The sequence below is a fragment of the Streptomyces globisporus C-1027 genome, assembly GCF_000261345.2.
GTDB classification, from domain to species: domain Bacteria; phylum Actinomycetota; class Actinomycetes; order Streptomycetales; family Streptomycetaceae; genus Streptomyces; species Streptomyces pakalii.
Genome location: NZ_CP013738.1, coordinates 1,123,360 through 1,146,593, shown reverse-complemented (window position 1 = coordinate 1,146,593; position 23,234 = coordinate 1,123,360). Strand labels below are relative to the sequence as shown.

The following is a 23,234-nucleotide window of genomic DNA, read 5'->3' as shown; positions in this document are numbered from 1 at the left end:
GCTTGCACGCCGGTACGGGCACACTGGGGGCATGACGACCGGCACTCCGCCCCCGACCCGTCCCCGGCGCTCGCGCGCCCGTAGATTCCTGCCGCTGGCCCTGGCCGCCTGGCTGGTCCTGGAGATCTGGCTCCTGACCCTGGTCGCCTCGGCCGCGGGCGGCCTCACGGTCCTGCTGATCCTGGTGGCCGGAGCCGTGCTCGGCGCCGTGGTCATCAAGAGCGCCGGCCGGCGCGCCTTCAAGAACCTCACCGAGACCCTCCAGCAGATGCCGGGACAGCCCGGCGCTCCCGCCACGCCGCCGGAGGCCCCCGCGGGCGGCAAGGGCACCCGGGGCAACGGGCTGCTGATGCTGGGCGGGCTGCTGCTCCTGATCCCCGGACTGATCTCGGACGCGGCCGGACTGCTTCTGCTGGTCCCGCCGGTGCGCACCATGATCAGCCGGTACGCGGAGCGCTCGCTGGAACGCCGGATGCGGGCCGCGACGCCCGGCAGCCTCGGGGACGCGTTCCAGCAGGCCCGGATGCACCGTCCGGACGGAAAGGTCGTCCAGGGCGAGGTCATCCGCGAGGACGGCCCCCGGGCGTCCGGCGGGCCCGACGACGGCCCCCAGGGGCCTCGCCCGCCCCTCACGCCCTGAGGGGGCGTACGCACACGAGCCGCGGGCCGTGACACACGTTCTGTGTCACGGCCCGCGGCTCGTGATGCTGTGCGGTGCTACGCGGTCAGGCAGACTTCCTGCTGTCCCGCGGGTGCACGGCGATGTTCATGGCTCCGGAACGGAGAACCGCCAGCCTCTCGGCCAGCACCTCTTCCAGCTCCTCGCGGGTGCGCCGCTCCATGAGCATGTCCCAGTGCGTGCGCGCCGGCTTGCCCTTCTTCTCTTCGGGGCCGTCCCCGTCCACCAGGAGTGCCTGGGCGCCGCACGCCTTGCACTCCCACTCCGGCGGAATCTCTGCCTCTACCGAGAACGGCATCTCAAATCGATGTCCGTTCTGGCATGCGTACTCCACCGCCTGGCGCGGGGCCAGATCGATGCCGCGGTCCGTCTCGTAGCTGGTAACCACAAGTCGCGTGCCGCGGAGAGCTCGCTCACTCATGAATCGTGCCTCCCGGGCTTGTCGCCCACAGGACAAAATGTCGCTGTCGTCGTCATCCGGTCAACGTCCGGTCGGCGGTAAAGATTCCCGTTGCGGGTCATACGTCGCCCGTCGTGCCGCTGCTTTATCTGGGTTGAGTACCCGCCCATGCCCGGTTTGTAACCTCTGGTGGATGTTGTCACTCAACGGTTGAGCCGTTTCCACTGGCAGTAACGGTCCTCCGGGCAGGCCAAAGACGTATACTACCGGCCTTTGACTTCAACGTCTAAATCCGTTCCGGCACGGGGTTGCCCGCGGCCTCCACCGCACGCCTCACCGGGACCCGCGCGAGCAGCACCGCGCCGAGGGCGAAGAACGCCACCAGCGAGATGATCGCGTCCCGGTAGCTGCCGGTCAGCTGGTACGCCAGGCCGAACACCAGGGGCCCCAGCCAGCTCAGTCCGCGGTCGCTCATCTCGTACGCGGAGAAGTACTCCGCCTCCTTGCCGCGCGGCACCAGATGCGAGAACAACGACCGGGACAGGGCTTGGCTCCCGCCCAGCACCAGGCCGATCGCCGCCGCCAGGACGAAGAAGAACACCGGCGCGTCGGCGGGCAGCAGGTAGGCCGAGAGCAGGATCAGGGTCCACACGATCAGCGATCCCAGAATCGTGCGCTTCGCGCCGTACGTCCGGGCGAGCCGCCCCATGCCGAGCGCCCCCGCCACCGCCAGGATCTGCACCAGCAGCACCGCGACGATCAGCGTCGTCTGGTCCAGGCCCAGCTCCTCGGAGCCGTACAGCGAGGCCTGCGAGATCACCGTCTGGATCCCGTCGTTGTAGACGAGATAGGCCAGCAGGAACGAGAGCGTGAGCGGGTGGCGCCGCATGTCGCGCAGGGTGGCCCGCAGCTGCTTCCAGCCGGAGCCGACCGCCCCCTCGCCGTCCGGCCGCACCCGGCGGTCGCGCAGCCGGCGCAGCGGTACGAGGGTGAACGCGCCCCACCACACACCGGCCGAGGCCAGACAGATCCGCACCGCGTCGGACTCCGCGAGGCCGAAGGAGTCGTGACCGGTGTACAGGACCAGGTTGAGGACCAGGACGAGGGCGCCCGAGGTGTAGCCGAAGGCCCAGCCGCGCGAGGAGACCGCGTCGCGCTCCTCCGGCTCGGAGATCTGCGGCAGATAGGCGTTGTACAGGACCATCGACACGGAGATCGACGCGTTCGCCACGATCAGCAGGAAGGCGCCCAGCAGGTAGCGGTGGCCGTCCAGGAAGAACATCCCGGCCGTGGCCGCCGCCCCGGTGTACGCGGCTGCCGCCAGCAGTGGCTTCTTGCGCCCCGTACGGTCGGCCGCCGCGCCCACGATCGGCATCAGGACCACGGCCACCACGATGGACGCCGAGACGGAGTACGCGAACAGCGAGCCCGCGCGCACCGGTATGCCCAGCGGGTGCACGAAGCCGTCCGGGTCCGCCGCGGCCTTGGCGATCGACGTCAGATACGGACCGAGGAAGACGGTCAGCACGCTGGTGGAGTAGACGGAGCACGCGAAGTCGTAGAAGTACCAGCCCTGCTGCTCGCGCTTGCGGGCGGCGGCGGACGTGCCGTCCGGTGGCTGCCCCGAAGTACCGGCCTTCCCCGCTGTCCCCGTGTTCATCCCCGCGTCCCCTCGCTCGTCCCCGGTGGACGTGGACGGACCGGGCGTCAGGACCAGGCCCCCCGCTCGCTCAGCACCGTACGCAGCGTCTCGATGTGATCGGTCATGATGCCATCCACTCCGAGGTCCAGGAGCGCCGCCATCCGCTCCGGTTCGTTCACCGTCCAGACGTGCACCTGGAGCCCCAGCGCGTGCGCTGTGCGGACGAAGCGGGCGTCCACCACCGGGACGGGGCCCTGCCGCTCGGGGACCTGCGCGCACACCGCGCCCGCCCGCAGCGGCGCCGGGATCCCGTACGAACGCAGCCGCAGCGCCAGGACGCCCCCTACCCCGTACGACGTGGCCAGCCGAGGGCCCACCAGGCGCTGTGCGCGGGCCACCCGAGCTTCCGAGAACGACCCGACACAGATCCGGTCCCAGGCGTCGGTCCGGCGGATCAGGGCGAGCAGCGGCTCCAGCGCCGATTCTGCCTTCAGATCCACGTTCCAGCGGGCCTCGGGGAACTCCTCCAGCAGCTCCTCGAAGAGCGGGAGCGGTTCGCCGACCCCGACCCGGGCCCGGCTCACCTCGCTCCAGGGGAGTTCGGCGATCCGGCCCCGGGCGTCGGTGACCCGGTCCAGCGTCGCGTCGTGGAAGGCGACCAGCCGGCCGTCCGCGGTGGTGTGGACATCGGTCTCGAAGTAGCGGTAGCCCGCGTCCGACGCCCGGCGGAAGGCGGTCACGGTGTTCTCCACACCGTCCGCCGCCCCGCCGCGATGGGCGAAGGCGATCGGCGTCGGGTGGTCCAGGTAGGGGTGGCTCGGCTTCACTGCGGCAGTATGGCCTGCCCGGACGTCGGAGCGGCAACGGGCCCGGAACCGGCGGCCGGCGCGGGGGTGGACGGCTCGCGCGGGGCGACGACGACACCCGGGCCGGAAGCCTCGGGGAGCGCGAACAGCCGCAGGAACAGCTGGGCCAGCGGGCCGATGGCCAGCGCGTACAGCACCGTGCCCGCCCCCAGTGAACCGCCCAGCAGGAAGCCGGTCACCACGACCGCCACCTCGATCGCCGTCCGGACCAGCCGGATCGAGCGGCCGGTGATCTGGTTCAGCCCGGTCATCAGACCGTCCCGGGGGCCGGGGCCGAACCGGGCCGCGATGTACAGCCCGGTCGCCACGCCGTTGAGGACGATGCCGAGCACCATCACCGGGATACGGACGCCGAGCGCGTCCAGATCGCCGACCACTGCGAGCGTCCCGTCCATCGCAAGCCCGACCACGAAGACGTTCGAGACGGTGCCGAGCCCCGGCCGCTGGCGCAGCGGGATCCACAGCAGCAGCACCACCGCCCCCACGATGATCGACACCACGCCGATCGAGATCCCGGTCCGCTCCGCGAGGCCCTGGTGCAGCACACCCCACGGCTCCAGACCCAGTCCCGCGCGCACCAGGAGTGCCGAGCTCGCCCCGTACAGCGCCAGACCGACGTACAGCTGGACCAGCCGCCGGGTGAGATGAGTGGTGCTCCGGTCGGTGGTCCTGGCCACGTTGTGCCCCCTGACGTAGTGGTGGTGGACTGCTTCATGTCACTCTGTGGCAGGGGATCGGCCACCAACTATGGCCAATTCGAGGAAGGTGGACTGATTTCGATGGCGCAGTGGACATCGACGGTGGGAGCGGCCCAGCTCGCCCGGCAGCTCCGGTCGCAGCAGGCCCGGCCCACCGGCCCTGGCGGCCGCAAGCCGCCCGCGTACCGCGCGCTCGCCGACGGGGTACGGCTGCTCGTCCTGGAAGGGCGCGTTCCGGTCGCCGCGCGGCTCCCCGCCGAACGCGAACTGGCCCTCGCCCTGTCGGTCAGCCGCACGACCGTCGCCGCCGCCTACGAGGCCCTGCGCGCCGAAGGCTTCCTGGAGTCGCGGCGCGGCGCGGGCAGCTGGACCGCCGTCCCGGCCGGCAACCCGCTGCCGGCCCGCGGCCTCGAACCACTGCCGCCGGAGTCGCTCGGCTCGATGATCGACCTGGGCTGCGCGGCGCTGCCCGCGCCCGAGCCCTGGCTGACCCGGGCGGTCCAGGGGGCGCTGGAGGAGCTGCCGCCGTACGCCCACACGCACGGCGACTACCCGGCCGGGCTGCCCGCCCTGCGGCAGATGATCGCCGACCGCTACACCGCCCTCGGCATCCCGACCATGCCCGAACAGATCATGGTCACCACCGGCGCGATGGGCGCCATCGACGCGATCTGCCACCTCTTCGCCGGCCGCGGCGAACGGATCGCGGTCGAGTCCCCCAGTTACGCCAACATCCTCCAGCTCATGCGCGAGACGGGCGCCCGCCTCGTCCCGGTCGCCATGCAGGAGGGGCTCGGCGGCTGGGACATGAACCGCTGGCGCCAGGTGCTGCGGGATGCCGCGCCCCGGCTCGCCTATGTGGTCGCCGACTTCCACAACCCCACCGGGGCGCTCGCCGACGAGCAGCAGCGCCGCGACCTGGTGGAGGCGGCCCGGTCCGCCGGAACGGTCCTGGTCGTCGACGAGACCATGAACGAACTCCGCCTGGACGCCGGCATCGACATGCCGCGCCGGGTCTGCGCCTTCGACCCGGCCGGCAGTACGGTCCTGACCGTCGGATCGGCCAGCAAGGCCTTCTGGGCCGGTATGCGCATCGGCTGGGTCCGCGCGGCCCCGGACGTCATCCGCAGCCTGGTCGCCGCCCGCGCCTACGCCGACATGGGCACGCCCGTCCTGGAACAGCTCGCCATCAACTGGCTCATGGGCACCGGCGGCTGGGAACAGGCCGTCGAGGTCCGGCGGAGCCAGGCGCGGGAGAACCGGGACGCCCTGGTCGCGGCGGTGCGCCGGGAGCTGCCGGACTGGGAGTTCACCGTGCCGCGCGGCGGGCTGACGCTCTGGGTGCGCACCGGCGGCATCTCCGGGTCGCGGCTGGCCGTGGCGGGCGAGCGCGTCGGCGTCCGGGTGCCGTCGGGCCCCCGCTTCGGGGTCGACGGGGCCTTCGAGGGATACGTACGGCTGCCGTTCACGGTGAGCGGGCCGGTCGCCGACGAGGCGGCCGTACGCCTGGCCGCGGCGGTGGACCTGGTGCGCTCCGGGGCGGGCGCGGGGGCCGACACCCCGCGTTCCTTCGTGGCCTGAGGAGCCGGTACGACGACGGCGGGCGGGGAGCGGGCCTGATGGCCCGCTCCCCGCCCGCCGCGCTGTTCGCGTGCGCCGGATCAGCTCTCGGCGCCGGCCGGCTGCGCCTTCGCCAGCGGCTCGGCCGGCCGGGCCTCGGCCACCATCGCCTCCACCGGAACGGCCACCGTCTCCGCGGCCACGGGCACCGGTGCCGTCGCCGGGCCCTCGTCGGCGGGCTCCGGCACGGGCGCCGCCTCCGTCACCTCGCCCCGGCCGGGCAGCAGGTCGAGCACCGCCTGCCGGTGCGCGTCGCTCGTGGCGTCGTCGTACGGGTCCGGGGTGGCGGGCACCTGGAGCCGCAGGACCGGGCCCGCGCCCAGCCGGACGTAACCGCGGCCCGCGGGGACCTCGGGCGGCGGAGTGGTGTGCGGTCCGGCGCCCAGGACGGCCTCGATCTGCTCCGGGAAGGCCGTCCCGAGGACAACGCGGGCGCGGGTGTGGGTCCGGACGGTCTCCGAGAGGGTGTCCAGCGCGTCGAACTGCTCGGCCAGCACGACGGTGACCTGGGCCGCCCGGCCGTGCCGCAGCGGGATCCGCAGCAGTTCCTGCGGGTCGGGCCTGCCGTCGGCCGCCGCGAGATGGCCGAGGACACCGGGGCGGTCCAGCAGGATCCACAGGGGGCGGCGGATGTCGTCCGGTGCCGGGCGGCCGCTCTGGCGGGCCAGATTGGCGGTGATCAGGCGGCGCTCCGTCTCGTGCGCCGCCCACTCCAGGGTGGCCAGCGCCCCGCCGAGGCCGGACTCCACGGCGAGGACGCCGTTCCGGCCGGTGAGAGCGGCGTACTCACCGCTCCCGCCGCCGTCGACGATGATCACGTCACCGTGCTGGAGGGCCTGCAGGGCGATCGAGCGGACCAGGGTCGTGGTGCCGCCGCCGGGCTGTCCGACGGCCAGCAGATGCGGTTCGGTGGAGCGGCCGCCGGTCCGCCAGACGACCGGCGAGGCGTCCACCGTGGTGTCGCCGTCACGCACGGGGACGGTGCGCGAGACGGAGTCCGGGTCGGTGAAGCCGAGGACCGTCTCGCCGGGCGCGGCGACGAAACGCTGGGCGGCGATCGTCGTGGGGAGGGCGTCCAGCACGGTCATGACGAGGCGATTGGCCTCCTCGTCCCAGTCGAAGTGGTACTCGCGGCCCCGGCCGGACTTGGTGTGGAGCAGCTGCTCGATCCGGGAGCGGGCGGCTGCCTCGCCGTCCATGAAGTACGCCGGGTAGGAGATCCGGAGGCTGGTGAGCCGCCCGTCCTGATCGAAGGCGTACGCGTCGAAGGCCTTCGTCCAGTCGCCGCCGTGGGCGAACAGCGGATCGGGGTCGTCGGCCGTGGAGAAGTACGGCACGAGCGCCTCGTACAGCGACCGCAGGCGCGCGGTCTCCGACTCGTCGGGCCCGGTCCGCACGGGGGTCCGCTCCCGCCCCTTCCACGCGGCAGCGCCCATCACCGTGATCAGGGCCAGGATCGGCCCGTACGGGACGAGCGCCACCACCAGCACGCAGGCCGCGCCGAGGAACAGCTTGGGACCACGCCGTTCCTTGGGGGTGGCGATCCACTTCTGCCGGCCTGACACGGCCAGCAGCCGCAGTCCGCGGACCACCGTGATCAGCGGATGGAGGACATCGGTGGCACTGTCGGCGGCCGTGCGCGCGATCTCTCTGCTGCGAGTGATCGAAGCGCTGCCGCTGCTCAGAATGCGGGGGAGTGGTCGCCGGGCCACGTCGGTCTCCTGAAGGGGTGGGAGCGGTTGCGGAGCGTCAGAACTTGATCCCGCCCAGCAGGCCGGCGAGGCTCGCCCCGCCCGCCGTGATGCTCGGTGCGATGGCGGTGCCGGCCAGGTAGAAGCCGAACAGGGCACAGACGATGGCGTGGGACGCCTTGAGCCCGTCCTTCTTGAAGAACAGGAAGACGATGATGGCGAGCAGTACCACGCCCGAGATGGAAAGGATCATGAGCGGTTCTCTCCTGGTTGAAGGGGACAGTCACCATGAGTCCTTCCAGGATCACGGGAAGTATCTATACGACAAAAGGTGCAATCGAGTGAATATCCCGCGCTTTCACTTGACTGGCTCACAGAAGTCGGCTCCCGGGGAGCGGCATCACCCGGTCCGTGCCGGGCAGGGATCAGCCGCGATGATCCCTTGCCGCATCCGGGCCGGGTCATGTCGGCCCGGGAGCAGTACCCTGTCGATTCACTCGTACGGCCCCCGCCGTACTCCCCACCAGGTCAACCACGGCGGCGAGCAGCCGTGGCAGCAGTCGAAGGAAGGCGGCCCGTCCCGATGAGCGAAACCCCCGATCCCGAGGTGGTCGAGCTGGCGACCAAGGTCTTCGACCTGGCCCGCACCGGCGACACCGAGGCACTCACGGCGTACGTCGAGGCCGGAGTCCCCGCCAACCTCACCAACGACCGGGGCGACACGCTGCTGATGCTCGCCGCCTACCACGGGCACGCCGCCACGGTCGCCGCCCTCGTCGCCCGCGAGGCCGACCCGGACCGGGCCAACGACCGGGGCCAGACCCCGCTGGCCGGAGCCGTCTTCAAGGGCGAGGACGCCGTCATCGACGCGCTGCTCGCCGCCGGCGCCGACCCGGCCGCCGGAACACCGTCCGCGCTGGACACGGCCCGGATGTTCGGCAAGTCCGACCTGCTGGAACGCTTCGGTGCGCGGTGAGACGCCGGCGGGGGCGCCGCTGGGCGCGTCCGCCGTGGGCTTCGCTGACCGGTCCGTCGTAAATGTGGTCGCGGTGGCGAAATGGCTGGGTCATCATGACGTCGCGGGCCCGCTCAGGGCCACCGACGAGAGGCAGAGGAAGATGCTCTACACCAGGCGAAAGACGGCGGTCGGCCGATCATGTCACTGCGCGGCGTAGCGGTGTCCCCCGGACACCCCCACGTGCCGAGAGGCACGGGGCACTGCACAGTCCCGGTTGCGTCGACAGCTTGATGTGAGGCTTTCTCCCATGTTCGATCCGTTCATAGCGCCGAGCGGCACCCTGCTCGGCCTGCTGCAGAGGGGCCGCGGCGACGGCACGCTCCACGCGCTCGCCGCACCGCGCCCCGAGGCCCTCGCGGCCCTCAACCACTGCGTCGTGAGCGACCCCCGCCACGACTGGCAGGTGGAGAACCGCTCCCTCTACTACGCGCGCCTCTACCTCGACCTCGACGGCGGTATCGAGGAGATCGAGCGGCACCTCGCCGATCCCGACGACCACATCGATACCGACGACTCCCGCACCGGTCTGGCGCTCTCCGTCCTCGGCCACCTCGCCTCCTACGGGCGCGACGACGCCCTGGCCCTGCTCCGCCGCTACGCGACGACCGGCGCCAACTGGACCTGGGCCCTGGACGAGCTGGCCCTGCGCGACGACGACGCCGGCCTGCGCTCCCTCGCGCTGCCCGTCCTCGCCCGCTTCCCGGCCACCGACCAGGGCGCGGCCGACCTCGCCGCCGCCGTACGCGACTCGTTCGAGCCGCGACCCTGGCGCCTGTGGGCCGACGACCCGCGCGAAGCGGTCGGCGCCCGCGTCCGGGCCGCCGGCGAGCAGGGCTCGTTCGACCGATGGCAGCGCCAGATGCGCCCCGGGGGTCCCCGCCCCGGCTGGAGCGTCCAGGCCGTCTTCGACTGGGCCCAGCAGGCCCTGGAACGCGGCAGCGAACTGCACGTCCCCGCGGCCCGCTGCCTCACCGCCGTCGCCGGGCCCGACGACCTTCCCCAGATCGTCGAGGCCGCCCGCAGCGGCCCCGAAGGCGCCCGCTGCGCCGCCCTGCACTACCTCGCGGAAGCCGGCGAACCCGTCGTCCTCGACCTCATCGAGGCCGCCGCCCTCAGCCCCTCCCGTACCGTCGCCCACACGGCCATCGCCGCCTTCGAGCGGATGACCGGCGCCGACGCCGTCGAGCGGGCCAGGCGCTGGGCCCACCGCCCCGACGCACTCGGAGCCTCCGCCGCCGGAGTGCTCGCCTGCCGAGGCACCGCCCAGGACGCTCCCCAAGTCCTCGGCGCGCTCCGGGAGGCCGTACGCGGCGACGGACCCGACGCCTCCCGGCTGTGGACCCTCGTCGACGGAGCCGGCCGCCTCGGCATCGGCTGCGCCGCCCCCGTCCTGCGCCACGTCTACCGCGAGACGTCCTCCTCGCACCTGCGGGGCAGGGCCGCCCGCGCCCTGGCCGCCACCGACCCGTCCTTCGCGACCGGATTCGCGGTGGAGTGCCTCTGGGACTGCGAGGAGACCACCCGCGAGGTGGCCGCCCTGCACGCCGAGACCGGCGACATCCGCGTCGCCGAACGCCTGCGCCGTCTCGCCGCCGACCCGGCCGAGGAGGCCGAGGTCCAGACGGCGGTACGCAGCCGGATCGGGCCGGACGCGTCGGCCGTCTGAGGCCAGAGCTCAAGGATGCCGGAGGAGGGTCGTTGTCAGACCCTCCTCCTAGGCTTTTCACCATGGACAGCAACGAGTGGTGGGGGCTCGTCGAACGGGCTCGTGAGGCGGTCGGGGACCGGGCGGACGACCGGGACGCGCCCGACGATCCGCTGCCGGTCGCGCTGACGGACGTGCTCGCCGCCCTGGAGCCGGAGCGGATAGCGGCGTTCGCCGTCACGGCGGTCGGGGTGACCGATTCCGCCTGCCGGTGGCCCCTCTGGAACGCGGCCTACCTGATCGAGGGCGGCTGCGGCGACGACGGCTTCATGGACTTCCGCGACGGGCTCGCCCTGCTCGGGCGGGAGACCTTCACCCGGGCGGTCGCCGACCCCGATTCGCTGGCCGCCTTGCCGGTGGTGGTCCGGATGGGCCGCGGCGAGCGGGGCTGGATCGGATACGAGTCGCTGAGCGTCCCGGTGACCGAGGCCTACCGGCGCGTCCGGGGCGAGACCGACTCGCTCGACGCCGCGGTGGAGGCGGCGCTGCGCGAGCGGATACGCCCGGCGGCACCGGCGGGCGAGAGCTGGGACGCCGAGGACGACGAGGCGAACCGCAGGCAGCTGCCCCGGCTGGCCGCGCTCTTCCTGGACTGAGAGCCCCGCCAGGACTTCCGCTCCTGCGAGGTCATGGGCGCGGGCACAGAATGGCGCCATGACCGGACGCTGGGAGTTCTGGATCGACCGGGGCGGCACCTTCACCGACATCGTGGGTCGCCGCCCCGACGGCCGGCTCATCACCCGCAAGCTCCTCTCCCACGACCCCGGCCGCTACGACGACGCGGCCGTCGCAGGAATCCGGCTGCTCCTCGGCCTGGACCCCGGCGAACCGGTGCCCGCCGACCGGGTCGCCGCCGTCCGGATGGGCACCACCGTCGCCACCAACGCCCTGCTGGAGCGGCGGGGCGAACCGACCGTCCTGCTGATCACCGAGGGCTTCCGGGACGCGCTGCGGATCGCGTACCAGAACCGGCCGCGCCTCTTCGACCGGCACATCGTCCTGCCCGAATCCGTCCACGAGCGCGTGATCGAGGTCCCCGAACGTATCGACGCCCACGGCCGCACCGTACGGCCCCTGGAGCTCGGCTCCGTACGCGAACAGCTGCGTGCCGCCCACGCCGGGGGACTGCGCAGCGCCGCCGTCGTCCTGATGCACGGCTACCGCCACCCCGCCCACGAACGGGCCGTCGCCGAGGCGGCCCGGGAAGCGGGCTTCACCCAGGTCAGCAGCTCCCACGAGGTCAGCCCGCTGATCAGGCTCGTCCCCCGGGGCGACACCACGGTCGTCGACGCCTACCTCTCACCCGTCCTCGGCCGGTACGTCGACGAGGTCGCCGCCCGCCTCGACGGCATCCGGCTGATGTTCCTCCAGTCCAACGGCGGCCTGCGCGAAGCCGCCCGCTTCCGGGGCAAGGACGCCGTCCTCTCCGGACCGGCCGGCGGCGTCGTCGGCATGGTCCGCACCTCGCAGCAGGCCGGCCACGACCGGGTCATCGGCTTCGACATGGGCGGTACCTCCACCGATGTGTCGCACTACGCCGGGGAGTTCGAACGCGAACGGGGAACCCAGGTCGCCGGGGTCCGGATGCGCGCCCCGATGATGAGCATCCACACCGTCGCGGCCGGCGGCGGCTCGGTCCTGCACTTCGACGGCAGTCGCTACCGCGTCGGCCCCGACTCGGCGGGCGCCGACCCCGGCCCCGCCTGCTACCGCCGGGGCGGCCCCCTCACCGTCACCGACGCCAACGTGATGCTCGGCCGCGTCCAGCCCGCCCACTTCCCGGCCGTCTTCGGGACGGACGGCGACCTTCCGCTCGACGCCGACCGCGTACGCGAGCGGTTCACCGAGCTCGCCGACGAGGTGGGGCAAGCCACCGGACGGCGGCCGGACGAGGCGGAGGTGGCGACGGGCTTCCTGGAGATCGCCGTGCTCAACATGGCCAACGCGGTCAAGAAGATCTCCGTGCAGCGCGGCCACGACGTCACCCGCTACGCGCTGACCGGTTTCGGCGGCGCGGGCGGCCAGCACGTCTGCGCGGTCGCCGACGCGCTGGGGATCGACACCGTGCTCGTACCCCCGCTCGCCGGGGTGCTCTCCGCGTACGGCATCGGCCTGGCCGACGCGACGGCGATGCGCGAACAGTCGGTGGAGGAACAGCTCGACGCGGCCTGCCGGGAGCGGGTCGAGCGGCTCTGCGCCGCACTGGCCGACCGCACCCGCGAAGCCCTGCGCGCCGACGGAGTGCCCGACTCCGCGATCACCACCCGGGCCCGGATCCTGCTGCGGTACGCGGGGACGGACGCGGCGCTTCCGGTGGTCCTGGACACGGAGGCCGCCATGGCCGAGGCGTTCGCGGCCGCCCACCGGGCCCGGTTCGGCTTCACGATGGACAAGCCCGTCGTCGTCGAGACGGTCTCGGTGGAAGCCACCGGGGCGACCGGGGTCACGGACACCACGGGGACCGCCGACGCGACCAACGGCAGCGCGCCCGCCACCGGCTCCGGCCCCGACTCCCACAACGCCCCGCCGCCCCCGGCCGACACCGTGGACCTGTACGCCGAGGAGCGGTGGCAGCGCGCCCCGCTCCACCGGCGGGCGGATCTGCCCGTCGGCGCCACCGTCACCGGGCCCGCGATCGTCGCCGAGGACGACGCCACCACCGTCGTCGACCCCGGCTGGCAGGCCGAAGCGGCTCCCACCGGACATCTCGTCCTCACCCGTAGCACGCCCCGCCCCGAACGCACCGCCGTCGGCACCCGCGTGGACCCCGTGCTGCTGGAGGTCTTCAACAGCCTCTTCATGTCGATCGCCGAGCAGATGGGCGTCCGGCTGGAGAACACCGCCCACTCCGTCAACATCAAGGAACGCCTCGACTTCTCCTGCGCCCTGTTCGACGCCGAGGGCAACCTGATCGCCAACGCCCCGCACATCCCGGTCCATCTCGGCTCCATGGGGGAGTCCATCAAGGAGGTGCTCCGGCGGAACGAGGGCACCCTGAGCCCCGGCGACGTGTACGCCGTCAACGACCCGTACCACGGCGGCACCCACCTGCCCGACGTCACCGTGGTCACGCCCGTCTTCGACGAGGGGAAGCTCCGGTTCCTGGTCGCCTCGCGCGGCCACCACGCCGAGATCGGCGGCATCACCCCCGGCTCCATGCCCGCCTTCAGCCGGACGATCCACGAGGAGGGCGTCCTCTTCGACAACTGGCTGCTCGTCCGCGACGGCCGGCTGCGCGAGGAGGAGACCCGGGACCTGCTCGCCTCCGCCCCGTACCCCTCCCGCTCCCCGGACACCAACCTCGCCGACCTGCGCGCCCAGATCGCAGCCAACGAGAAGGGCATCGCCGAACTGCGGCGGATGACCGACCAGTTCGGGGCCGACGTCGTGGACGCCTACATGGGGCACGTCCAGGACAACGCTGAGGAGTCCGTACGCCGCATCGTCGCCGGACTGCGTGACGGCCACTGCCGCTACGAGACCGACAGCGGGGCCGTGATCCAGGTCCGCCTCACCGTGGACCGGGACGCCCGCAGCGCCCACCTCGACTTCACCGGAACCTCCCCCCAGCAGCCCGGCAACGCCAACGCGCCCCGCTCGGTCGTCATGGCCGCCGTCCTCTACGTCTTCCGCACCCTCGTCGGAGCGGACATCCCGCTCAACAGCGGCTGCCTCGAGCCCCTGGACGTGACCATTCCGGCCGGCTCCATGCTCGACCCCAGCTATCCGGCGGCGACCGTCGCGGGCAACGTGGAGACCTCCCAGGCGGTCACCGGAGCCCTGTACGGGGCGATCGGCGGCCAGGCCGAGGGCTCGGGGACCATGAACAACCTCACCTTCGGCAACGACCACGTCCAGTACTACGAGACGATCGCCAGCGGCTCCGGAGCGGGGGACGGCTTCGACGGCGCCGACGCCGTACAAACCCATATGACCAACTCCCGGCTCACCGACCCCGAGATCCTGGAGTGGCGGCTTCCGGTCCGCCTGGAGTCCTTCGCCGTACGGGAGGACGGCGGGGGAGCGGGCCGGTGGCACGGCGGCCACGGCGTCGAGCGCCGCATCCGCTTCCTGGAACCCGTCACGATCGCCCTGCTCTCCGGCCACCGCCGCGTCCCGCCGTACGGAGCGGACGGCGGGGAGCCGGGAGCGCTCGGGGAGCAGTACATCGAGCGGGCGGGCGGCGAGGCGGTCCCGCTGGAGGGCTGCGACACCGCCGAACTGGAGGCCGGAGATGTGCTCGTGGTGCGCACACCGGGCGGCGGGGGATACGGCCCCGCAGGGGCGTCGCCTCCCCGTACGGGACCGGTCGCATAAACGCCGTTTCGACCGTTGTCAGTGCGAGGACCTAATCTGTCCCACGTGACTTCGCCTGCCAACACGGACACCACTGCGCCGCAGCTCAGCGCGGGGCCGCGGCCTGCCCCGGGGCCCGCCGCCGACGAGGGGCTCTCGCGGCGGCTGCGCGCGCTGGCGTGCACGGCGCCGCTGCACGACCTGGACGTCCGCAAGGCGAATCTGGCCGGCGAGTACACGGTGTACGCCATGGCGGAGGTCGCCCTCGCCGCGATCGACCACGTCACGCTCAACATGGACTTCGACACCGGGGCCGACCACGACCAGATACTGGCCAGGCTGCTGCCGCGCGTCGCCGCCCAGGCCCCCGGCCGCCCCGTCGCCGAGCACGAACGGGTCGCCCGCTGGGTCCTGGAGAACCTGATCAACGTCGGCAGTGTCGACCGGGGCTTCCGCGCGGTCTACGGCACCTTCAACACCGACGGGGTCTACGTCCGCCGCGACTACGACTTCAAGCTGATCGAAGAGGTCCCCGGCTACGGCGGGACGGTCTACCTCCGCGCCACCGACGAAGCGGTCAACGTCCTCGTCGGCGCGCTGGACACCGATGTCACCAGCGCCCAGATCGCCGCCGAGGTCAAGCTGGAGGTCCTCATCAGCCGGGGCCGCCTCGCCGACGCCCAGCTCGCCGCCGAACAGGCCCGCTACCGCACCGTGCAGTACGCCGAGACCCTGCGCCGCACCCTGGAGGCCACCCGGCGCAACGTCCGCGCCGTCGACTGGCTCCACACCGTCCCGGACATGATCGCCGAGGCCCTCGACCACGTGGCCGACCGCTACCGCCACGAGAACGCGATCCTCACCAACATCCGCAAGGCCCGCGACGAGGCCGAGGACCCCGAGCACAAGCGCCGGGCCGCCGAGCTCGTCGACATCGTCAAGGACTGCATCCGCCGCCACACCCAGCTCCAGTCACGGCTGCTGGAGGCGGGCCCCCTCTTCCGCGCCGAGCAGGACCGGCAGGCCTTCGCCCCGCCCGCCCCCCACGTGGGCCTCGATCTGTACGGGCAGCTCCTCGCCCCGCTCCTCCCGCTCCCCGTCGAGCAGTCCACCCGGGCCACCGACGCCTTCTTCGCCCACGGCACCGGACTGCGCACCCCCACCTCCGTACGGATCGGGGACCTGGTCGACCTGCTGCTCACCCCGCCCCTGGAGCGGGAGCACCTGGGCGCGGAGATGCCCGAGCCCGATCTGATCGCCACCCCCGACGACAGCCGGTTCAGTGAGGAGCAGCTCGCCCGGGCCATGATCCTTCTCGACCTGGAGCACGACGCCCCGCGCCGGCTCTCCGGACTGCTCGCCGAGGCCCGCCGCACCGGCGACACCGACCTGCCGTACCTGGTCGCCCTGCTCGCCGTCCACGCCGCCAGCCCGCCCGTCGGCACTGCCTACCGACAGGGCGAGCGGCGCCTGCTCTTCGCCGTGGACGACGGAGCGGAGCTGGACGACCCCGAGTTCGGCGGCGCCGACCTCATCGTGGGCACCGCGCTGCTGGACGCCGTCGGGATGGCCGCCGACCGCCAGGAGGCCTCGTGACCGGCCCCGCGCCCTCCGCCGCCGTTCCCACCGCTACCGGCCCCGCCGCCTGTTCCCCCCACCTGCACCACCCTTTCCGTACCGAGGAGTCCCAGCCGTGAGCGACCACGACGCCGAGCACCCCGACGCGTGGACCGAGCCCTCCGCGCACGCCGGCCCCGCCACGACGTACGGGGCTCCCTCCACGGCGTACGGGCCCGACTCCGCGCACAGCTCTCCGCACACCAGCTCTCCGCACACCGCCGAGCCCGCCGGACCGACCCCCGTCACCCCGGCCGACGCCGCCGACGCCGCCCGGCTCGTCTCCTTCGGGCTCCAGCCCAAGCTGCTGCCCGCCCGCGACGCCGAGTACGCCGACCTCCTGCGGCGCTACCGGGAGGAGAGCGCCTTCGCCCGGCTCGCCGACGCCGTCGCCACCGGCCTCGGCCTCGTCGTCCTGGAGGTCTCCCCGCGCGCCGGGATGGCCGTCACGGCGGGCGAGGACTCCGTCTTCGCCGTCCGCATGGGCGACTACGCCCGCCGCGCCTCCTCCGACGCCGCCGACCGCTTCCTGCACGGCCTCGCCCACCTCGCCGTCGCCGCCCTCGCCTTCCCCCGTCCCGAGGACCTCGCCGACGACGCGTACATCGGCCGCATCACGGTCAACGGCGTCGACGCCTTCGTACGCCAGGCCTGCCGACGGCTGGAGGAGCGCGCCGAGGAGCAGGGCGACAACACCGACCCCGCCAGCGACGCCCCCGGGCTCGAAGCCGGCTGGCGGATCTACGCCCGCCGCAGCGCCACCGGCGCCACCAAGGACGCCCGTCGGCTCGCCGGATCCACCACCGGCATCATCGGCAAGGCCGTCGCCTTCCTCACCGACTCCGGCTTCCTCCAGCGCACCGGCGACGACGCGGGCGGCGCCTACCGCACCACCGCCCGCTACCAGCTCCAGGTCCGTGACCTGGCGGGCAGCGCCGCCATGGCCGAACTGCTGGAGCTCGGCGTCGTCCCCGTCACCGACGGCTCCGCCACCCTGCTGCCGCCGCCCGACCCCGACAGCGTGGAGCTGGCCGCCGACGCGGGCCTGCCCTTCCACTCCTGACCCCGACCGACCCGCACACCCCCCGCCGCACCACCCCCGCTCACCGAACGACGAGAGTCCGCCGCCATGTACGAGTTGTCCCGGGTCCGCCTCTACTCCATCGGGCCTGCCGGTGCGCGCTACGCCGACACCGTCCTCGACCTGCGCGGCGTCGGCGCACCCGTCCCCAACCCCGCCCCCGCCCAGGCGGAGTTCTTCGAGGACGAGCCGGTCGGCCCGCCCCGCCGCCCCGCGCCCGCGGGCGTCCTCTTCCTGGAGAACGGCGGCGGCAAGTCCGTCCTGCTCAAGCTGATCTTCTCCGTGATGCTCCCCGGCCACCGCAACACCCTCGGTGGGGCCAGCTCCGGCGTGCTGCGCAAGTTCCTCCTCGCCGACGACTGCGGGCACGTCGCCCTGGAGTGGCAGCACACCCTCACCGGTGAGTGCGTCGTCGTGGGCAAGGTCAGTGAATGGCGGGGCCGCCAGGTCTCCAACGACCCGCGCAAGTTCGCCGAAGCCTGGTATTCGTTCCGTCCAGGCCCCGGGCTCAGCCTGGACAGCCTGCCCGTCGCCGAGGCCTCCGCCGTGGGCCGCCCCGCCGAAGGCGTCTCCGGCGCCCGTGGCAGGCGGCGCACCATGAAGGGCTTCCGCGACGCGCTGATGGACGCGGGCAAGTTCTACGCGCACCTCGACGTGCACTGGGAAGAGATCCACGACCGCTGGAACGAACACCTCGGCGACCTCGGCCTCGACCCCGAACTCTTCCGCTACCAGCGCGAGATGAACGCCGACGAGGGCGAGGCCGCCGGCCTCTTCGCGGTGAAGAAGGACTCCGACTTCACCGACCTCCTGCTCCGCGCCGTCACCGACACCCGCGACACCGACGGCCTCGCCGACCTGGTCAGCGGCTTCGGCAACAAACTGGGCCGGCGCGCCGAGCTGACCGCCGAACGCGATTTCACCGCGGGCTCCGTCGACCTCCTCGGCCGGATCGTCGAGGCCACCGACACTCGCACCCGGGCCCGCGACATCCACGCCGGGGCCGAACGACGCACCCGCACCCTGGCCCGCCGGCTCTCCGCCCGCGCCGCCGAGGAGCGCGGGCGCACCGCCGAGCTGGCCGAACGCGTCACCGCCGCCGCCCACACCGTCACCGAAGCCGAGTCCACCCGGGGCCGCCGCGCCCTGATCGCCGCCGAACTGGCCTACCGGCACGCCTCACTGGCCCTCACCGCGGCCGAGAAGAGCGCCGCCGCCGGACGTAAGGAGCTGGTCGAGGCCCGCACCCTGCACGCAGCCTGGCAGGCCGCCGAAGCCGTCCTGCGCCACCGCGCCGCCGCCGACCGCTCGGCCAGGGTCGCCGCCGCCATCCGCGAGGCCGAACGCGACGCCGCCCCCGCCCTCGCCGCCCGCTCCGCCGCCGCCACCGACCTCGTCCGCGCCCTGCACAAGGCCGCCGAGGAGGGCGAACGCCTCGCCAACGAGGAGGAGGAGCGCTCCGACACCCTCCAGGCCACCGGCGAACGCGCCCACCGCGACGCCACGGTCGCCGCCACCGAGGCCCAGCGCGCCCGCAGCGAGGCCGGACACCTGCGTCAGCGCCTCGCCGAGGTCGGCCAGGAGACCGCCGAAGCCGTCCGGGCCGGCTGGCTCGACGACACCGCGCCCGACGCCGACCCCGCCCGCGCGGCCCTCGCCGCCAGCGACGCCGAACAGTCCGCCGTCGCCGCCTGGGACACCGCCCGCGAAGCCGCCCGCTCCGCCGCCGACACCGCCCGCGAGGCGGCCGCAGCCGAGAGCCGCGCCGAACTGGCCGCCGCCCGCGCCGCCGACGGTGCCAAGGCCGCGGAGCGGGCCTACGAGGACGAGTACCTGGCCGCCGCGTCCATCGCCGCCGACCCCCGCCTCGCGGACCTGCTCGGCCTGCCCTCGGGCACCGGCGTCCCGCACCCCCGCCGGGAGTCCGGCGACGAGACGCCGGGCCAGGACCAGGGCACCGCCCGCACCACGACCACCGGCGACGACACCACGACGACCGGCCACCGGAGCGACGGCACGGGCACCGCGCCCGACGCCTCCCCGGACCGCGCCGTCGCCCTCGCCGACCAGCCCACCGCCCAGCAGCCCCTGACCGCCGAGGAGTTCGACCGCAGCGCCGACGAACTGCGCGACCTCCTCGACCAGTCCGTCGCCGCCGCCGAACGCCGCCTCTTCGACCTGCGCACCGCCGCCGCCGACGACGCCCGCATCCTCGGCGCGCTCGGCGAGGGCGGGCTGCTGCCGCCGGGCCCCGACGTCCTGGCCACCGTCGAATATCTCGGCGAGCACGGCATCCCCGCCCTGCCCGGCTGGCGTTACCTCGCACAGGCCGTCGACCCGGCCGACCACGCCGCCGTCCTCGCCGCCCGCCCCGAACTGGTCGACGGCGTCGTCATCACCGACCCCGACGCCCACACCCGCGCCCGTGAAGTCCTCGCCGGGGCCGCCCTGCTGCCCCGATCGGCCGTCGCCGTCGGTACCGCCGCCGCTCTCCTCGCCCCCGTCCCGGCCCCCGGCACCGGCTCCGAGTCCGCGAGCGACGGCGTCTTCCTCGTCCCGCCGAACCCGGCCATGCACGACGAACACGCCGCCGACGAGGAGCGCCACGCGCTGCGCAGCCGTGCCGCCGCCCGCGACGAGGACATCCGGACGCTGGCCGCCCGCCTCTCCGGCGACCGCGCCCTCGCCTCCCGGATCGGCTCCTGGCGTGCCGACTGCCCGCCCGGCATGCTCGCCGAACTGGCCGAGGCCGCCGCCACCGCCCGTACGGCAGCCGAGAGCGCCGAAGCCGTCCTCGCCGAGGCCCGCACCGCCCGTGCCGAGGCCGACGAGGCCGCCGCCGACACCGCCCGGGTCCGCGACGACCGCCAGGAGGCCGCTCAGCGGGCCCGCCGCGCCGCCGACGCCCTCGCGGGACTCGCCCACCGGCTCCGCGAGCGCTCCGGCTGGCAGGCCCGACTGCGCGAACTGGTCGACGAGGCCGCCGAGTCCGAGGCCCGCGCAGCCGTCTGCCTCGACCTCGCCCGCGCCGCCGACGAGGACCGCCGCGCCGCCCAGCGCGCCGGGGACGACGCCCGCCGCACCGCCCGCGCCCTGCGGGCCGAGCGTGCCGAGATCGCCGGTGTCCCCGAAGTCCTCCCCGAGGAGGACGGGTCGAAGGCCCGTACCGCCCTGCCCACCCTGCGCGAGGCCTACCGGGCCGCGTCCCAGCTGTACGAGAAGGTCGGCGTCGGCGCCGACCTGCGCGCCGAACAGGCCCGCGCCGAGAGCGACGAGAGCGCCGCCCTGGCCGAGCTGGACCGCCTCACCAACAAGGTCCGCACCCGCGCCGCCCAGCTCCTGGAGGGCACCGACGGAGCCGACGGCCCGTCCCGCCAGGCCGCCGCCGCCCGCGCCGAAGCACACGTCCAGCTCCTGGAGACCCGCGCCTCCACGGCCAGCGAGCACCTGGGACGGCTGCGCGGCGAGGCCGAACGGCTCGCCCCCGAGGACGAACGCCCCCACCACACCGAGCTGCCGGACGGCCTGGTCCCGGCCGACGCCGAAGGGGCCCAGGCCCTCCTGCGTACCGCCAATGCCGAACTGGCCGACGCCACCGCCACCCTGGACACCGCCCGCGCCGCCCACAGCGAGCTGCTGCACGCCCACCGCACCGCCGAGGACTCCGCCGGCGGCTTCGACGAGACCGCGGCCCTCCTGCGGGACCTCCTGCGCGACCACGGCGTGGAGGAGCGCACCGAGGACCCCGACCCGTACCCCGGCAGTCTGGAGGAGGCCCGGCAGTCCGCGGCCGAGTCCCGGCGCTCCCTGCGCGGCTGCAACGCCGACCTCTCGGCTGCCGAGAGCGCCGTGAGGGAAGCGAGTGACATCCTCGTCCGGCACGCCAACTCCACCCGGTACGAACAGGTCCGTACCCCCGCCCGTCAGCAGATCCGCGAACTGCCCGCCTCCGCGCTGCCCGAGCACGCCCAGAAGTGGGCCGACGCCTTCGCCCCCCGGCTGCGTGTCCTCACCGACGAGCTGGTCCAGCTGGAGCGCAACCGCGACTCGATCGTCGACCGGCTGCGCGGACTTGTCGAGTCGGCGCTCACCACCCTGCGCTCCGCCCAGCGGCTCTCCCAGCTCCCCGAAGGACTGGGGGAGTGGTCGGGTCAGGAATTCCTCCGGATCCGCTTCGAGGAACCCGACCAGGCCACCCTCACCGAACGCCTCGGAGAGGTCATCGACGAGGCCACCAGCGCCGCCCTCAAGAAGAACTCCGATCTGCGCCGGGACGGCATGTCCCTGCTGCTGCGGGGTGTCGAGGCGGCCCTGCGGCCCAAGGGCATCGCGGTGGAGATCCTGAAGCCGGACGCCGTGCTGCGCGCCGAGCGCGTCCCGGTCGGGCAGATGGGCGACGTCTTCTCCGGAGGCCAGCTGCTCACCGCCGCCATCGCCCTCTACTGCACGATGGCGGCCCTGCGCAGCAACGACCGGGGCCGCGACCGCCACCGGCACGCGGGCACCCTGTTCCTCGACAACCCGATCGGCCGCGCCAACGCCACCTATCTGCTGGAGCTCCAGCGGGCCGTTTCGGACGCGCTGGGCGTCCAACTCCTGTACACCACCGGCCTGTTCGACACGACCGCGCTCGCCGAATTCCCCCTCGTCATCCGGCTGCGCAACGACGCCGACCTGAGGGCCGGGCTGAAGTACATCAGCGTGGAGGAGCATCTGCGGCCCGGCCTGCCGCAGCAGGACCCGGAGGGCGAGACGGTCCACGGCGAGATCACGGCGACCCGGATGTTCAAGCGGAACGAGCAGACCACCCCCGAGCCCCCGGCGACCACCCCCGAGCCCCCGGCGACCACGACCGAGCCCTCGGCGGCCCCGGAGCCCCCGGCCGCCCCGGAGCCCGAGGCGTAACCGCCGGGCCGGGAGCAGCCGACGGTGGCCCGCCGGGCCGGCAACGGCCGCCGGTCGTTCCGGCGTGGGCGCGGGCGGCGGCGGTGCCCGTCAGGCGCGGGAGAGGTCGCCGGTCCTCCGGCGGCCGCCTATGCCACCGCCCGTGCCGTCCCGCTCGGCCGCCCGCTCGGCCCGGCGCGACCGGCGCCGCTCACGGCGTATCTGACGGGCGGTGCTGCTCGGCACCGACACCACGCCGTTGCGCTGGTTCCACACCTGCCGGGTGACCCAGACGTCGAGCACCGCCCAGGTGGCGACCACCGTGCTGGCCACACTGCTGAGCACCATCGGGAAGGCCAGCCAGGAGCCGGTCAACGTGCTCAGGAAGGCGACCATCGCCTGGATGATCGTCACCGACATGATCAGAACGGCGCGCACGGCGGCCGTCCGCACCGCGTCGGGCATCCGCCGCTTCGAGGCCGGCTCCTCCACCCACAACTGCCGCGGGACCCGTGCCCCCTCCGCGGCTTCCGTCCGCGCGGCAGCCGATGCTCCGGCGCCCCCGCGTTCCTGCGTACTCAAGGTCTTCAACTCCCCGCCACTGTCCGACTTCAGGGTGGCTGCCCGGCTTGCGCCGGTTCTACGCGGGCGCAACACGTCCGTCCTGCCGCGCACGACCCCACCGTGCGCCTACCCCGTACATATGGACGAACCACCCGTCCCGAAGATTCCCCTGAAAAACCACGCGCAGGGCACAGAAGGTCACGGAGCGAAGAATTCCAGCCAACTGAGACGTGCCGGTGCTGAGGAGCCCGGCCGGTACTCTCTGTCGCTTTCGCGAATTTCATCTCCGGGAAAATGGGGACAACTCATGATCAACTCCAAGGTGGACGGCTGAAAATCATCCGGACGTGTCTTCGAGTTGTCTCTGTGTCAGTAGTAGGCTCGCGCCGTTTATTGACGGAGAAGACAACCCGCGCAGCAACGCGCGGGGGCGATCCCCGCAGCCGCCGTGCGGGGCCGATCTGGGGGAGGCC

16 protein-coding genes are annotated in these 23,234 nt (G+C 73.5%); 9 read left to right on the top strand and 7 right to left on the bottom strand.

The window, feature by feature from the left end; genetic code table 11:
* The first annotated feature begins 31 nt into the window (after nucleotides 1-31).
* Nucleotides 32-640, top strand: a complete 609-nt coding sequence (gene fxsA / locus WQO_RS04885) for an FxsA family membrane protein (protein WP_010057409.1) — start codon at nucleotides 32-34, stop codon at nucleotides 638-640.
* An 85-nt stretch (nucleotides 641-725) separates the two neighbouring features.
* On the opposite strand, the gene WQO_RS04880 is transcribed toward fxsA, so the two are convergent.
* From WQO_RS04880 to yczE, 4 genes are all read right to left on the bottom strand, one after another.
* Entirely contained in the window at nucleotides 726-1,100 is a 375-nt protein-coding gene (locus WQO_RS04880; protein ID WP_003959706.1) for an RNA polymerase-binding protein RbpA, read from the bottom strand.
* Nucleotides 1,101-1,365: 265 nt separating this feature from the next.
* Nucleotides 1,366-2,739 carry an MFS transporter gene (locus tag WQO_RS04875; protein ID WP_010057411.1) on the bottom strand — a complete coding sequence of 458 codons (1,374 nt, stop codon included), beginning with the start codon at nucleotides 2,737-2,739 and terminating at the stop codon, nucleotides 1,366-1,368.
* Between the two features lie 47 nt (nucleotides 2,740-2,786).
* Nucleotides 2,787-3,548, bottom strand: a complete 762-nt coding sequence (locus WQO_RS04870; protein WP_010057412.1) for a glycerophosphodiester phosphodiesterase family protein — start codon at nucleotides 3,546-3,548, stop codon at nucleotides 2,787-2,789.
* Nucleotides 3,545-4,264 (bottom strand): membrane protein YczE, encoded by a 720-nt coding sequence (yczE, locus tag WQO_RS04865; RefSeq protein ID WP_010057414.1) that lies wholly within the window; start codon nucleotides 4,262-4,264, stop codon nucleotides 3,545-3,547. Before yczE ends, WQO_RS04870 begins: the two co-directional genes overlap by 4 nt.
* 102 nt (nucleotides 4,265-4,366) lie before the next feature.
* On the opposite strand from yczE, the gene WQO_RS04860 reads away from it, so the two are divergent.
* A complete protein-coding gene (locus tag WQO_RS04860; protein WP_010057415.1) occupies nucleotides 4,367-5,866 on the top strand; it encodes an SCO1417 family PLP biosynthesis transcription factor in 1,500 nt (499 codons plus the stop codon).
* Nucleotides 5,867-5,946: 80 nt separating this feature from the next.
* Here WQO_RS04860 and WQO_RS04855 read toward each other — a convergent pair whose 3' ends face one another.
* Together WQO_RS04855 and WQO_RS04850 are read right to left on the bottom strand one after the other, a co-directional pair.
* A complete protein-coding gene (locus WQO_RS04855; RefSeq protein ID WP_058953876.1) occupies nucleotides 5,947-7,617 on the bottom strand; it encodes a hypothetical protein in 1,671 nt (556 codons plus the stop codon).
* Nucleotides 7,618-7,654: 37 nt separating this feature from the next.
* On the bottom strand, nucleotides 7,655-7,849 hold the full coding sequence (locus WQO_RS04850) for a hypothetical protein (protein ID WP_006123109.1): 195 nt from the start codon (nucleotides 7,847-7,849) through the stop codon (nucleotides 7,655-7,657).
* A 330-nt stretch (nucleotides 7,850-8,179) separates the two neighbouring features.
* On the opposite strand from WQO_RS04850, the gene WQO_RS04845 reads away from it, so the two are divergent.
* From WQO_RS04845 to WQO_RS04810, 7 genes are all read left to right on the top strand, one after another.
* Nucleotides 8,180-8,572 carry an ankyrin repeat domain-containing protein gene (locus WQO_RS04845; RefSeq protein ID WP_010057417.1) on the top strand — a complete coding sequence of 131 codons (393 nt, stop codon included), beginning with the start codon at nucleotides 8,180-8,182 and terminating at the stop codon, nucleotides 8,570-8,572.
* 289 nt (nucleotides 8,573-8,861) lie between these two features.
* On the top strand, nucleotides 8,862-10,280 hold the full coding sequence (locus WQO_RS04835) for a HEAT repeat domain-containing protein (RefSeq protein WP_058953875.1): 1,419 nt from the start codon (nucleotides 8,862-8,864) through the stop codon (nucleotides 10,278-10,280).
* Between the two features lie 62 nt (nucleotides 10,281-10,342).
* Complete coding sequence (locus WQO_RS04830) at nucleotides 10,343-10,915, top strand: DUF4240 domain-containing protein (RefSeq protein ID WP_010057420.1); 573 nt, start codon at nucleotides 10,343-10,345, stop codon at nucleotides 10,913-10,915.
* A gap of 58 nt (nucleotides 10,916-10,973) precedes the next feature.
* A complete protein-coding gene (locus WQO_RS04825) occupies nucleotides 10,974-14,636 on the top strand; it encodes a hydantoinase B/oxoprolinase family protein (protein WP_010057422.1) in 3,663 nt (1,220 codons plus the stop codon).
* Nucleotides 14,637-14,681: 45 nt separating this feature from the next.
* Entirely contained in the window at nucleotides 14,682-16,211 is a 1,530-nt protein-coding gene (locus tag WQO_RS04820; protein ID WP_010057424.1) for a hypothetical protein, read from the top strand.
* A 97-nt stretch (nucleotides 16,212-16,308) separates the two neighbouring features.
* Nucleotides 16,309-17,295 (top strand): hypothetical protein, encoded by a 987-nt coding sequence (locus WQO_RS04815; RefSeq protein ID WP_010057425.1) that lies wholly within the window; start codon nucleotides 16,309-16,311, stop codon nucleotides 17,293-17,295.
* A 66-nt stretch (nucleotides 17,296-17,361) separates the two neighbouring features.
* Nucleotides 17,362-22,218: a coiled-coil domain-containing protein gene (locus tag WQO_RS04810; RefSeq protein WP_010057427.1), complete on the top strand. Its 4,857-nt coding sequence runs from the start codon at nucleotides 17,362-17,364 to the stop codon at nucleotides 22,216-22,218.
* A 90-nt stretch (nucleotides 22,219-22,308) separates the two neighbouring features.
* Here WQO_RS04810 and WQO_RS04805 read toward each other — a convergent pair whose 3' ends face one another.
* Entirely contained in the window at nucleotides 22,309-22,662 is a 354-nt protein-coding gene (locus WQO_RS04805) for a hypothetical protein (protein WP_030722553.1), read from the bottom strand.
* Between the last annotated feature and the right edge of the window lie 572 nt (nucleotides 22,663-23,234).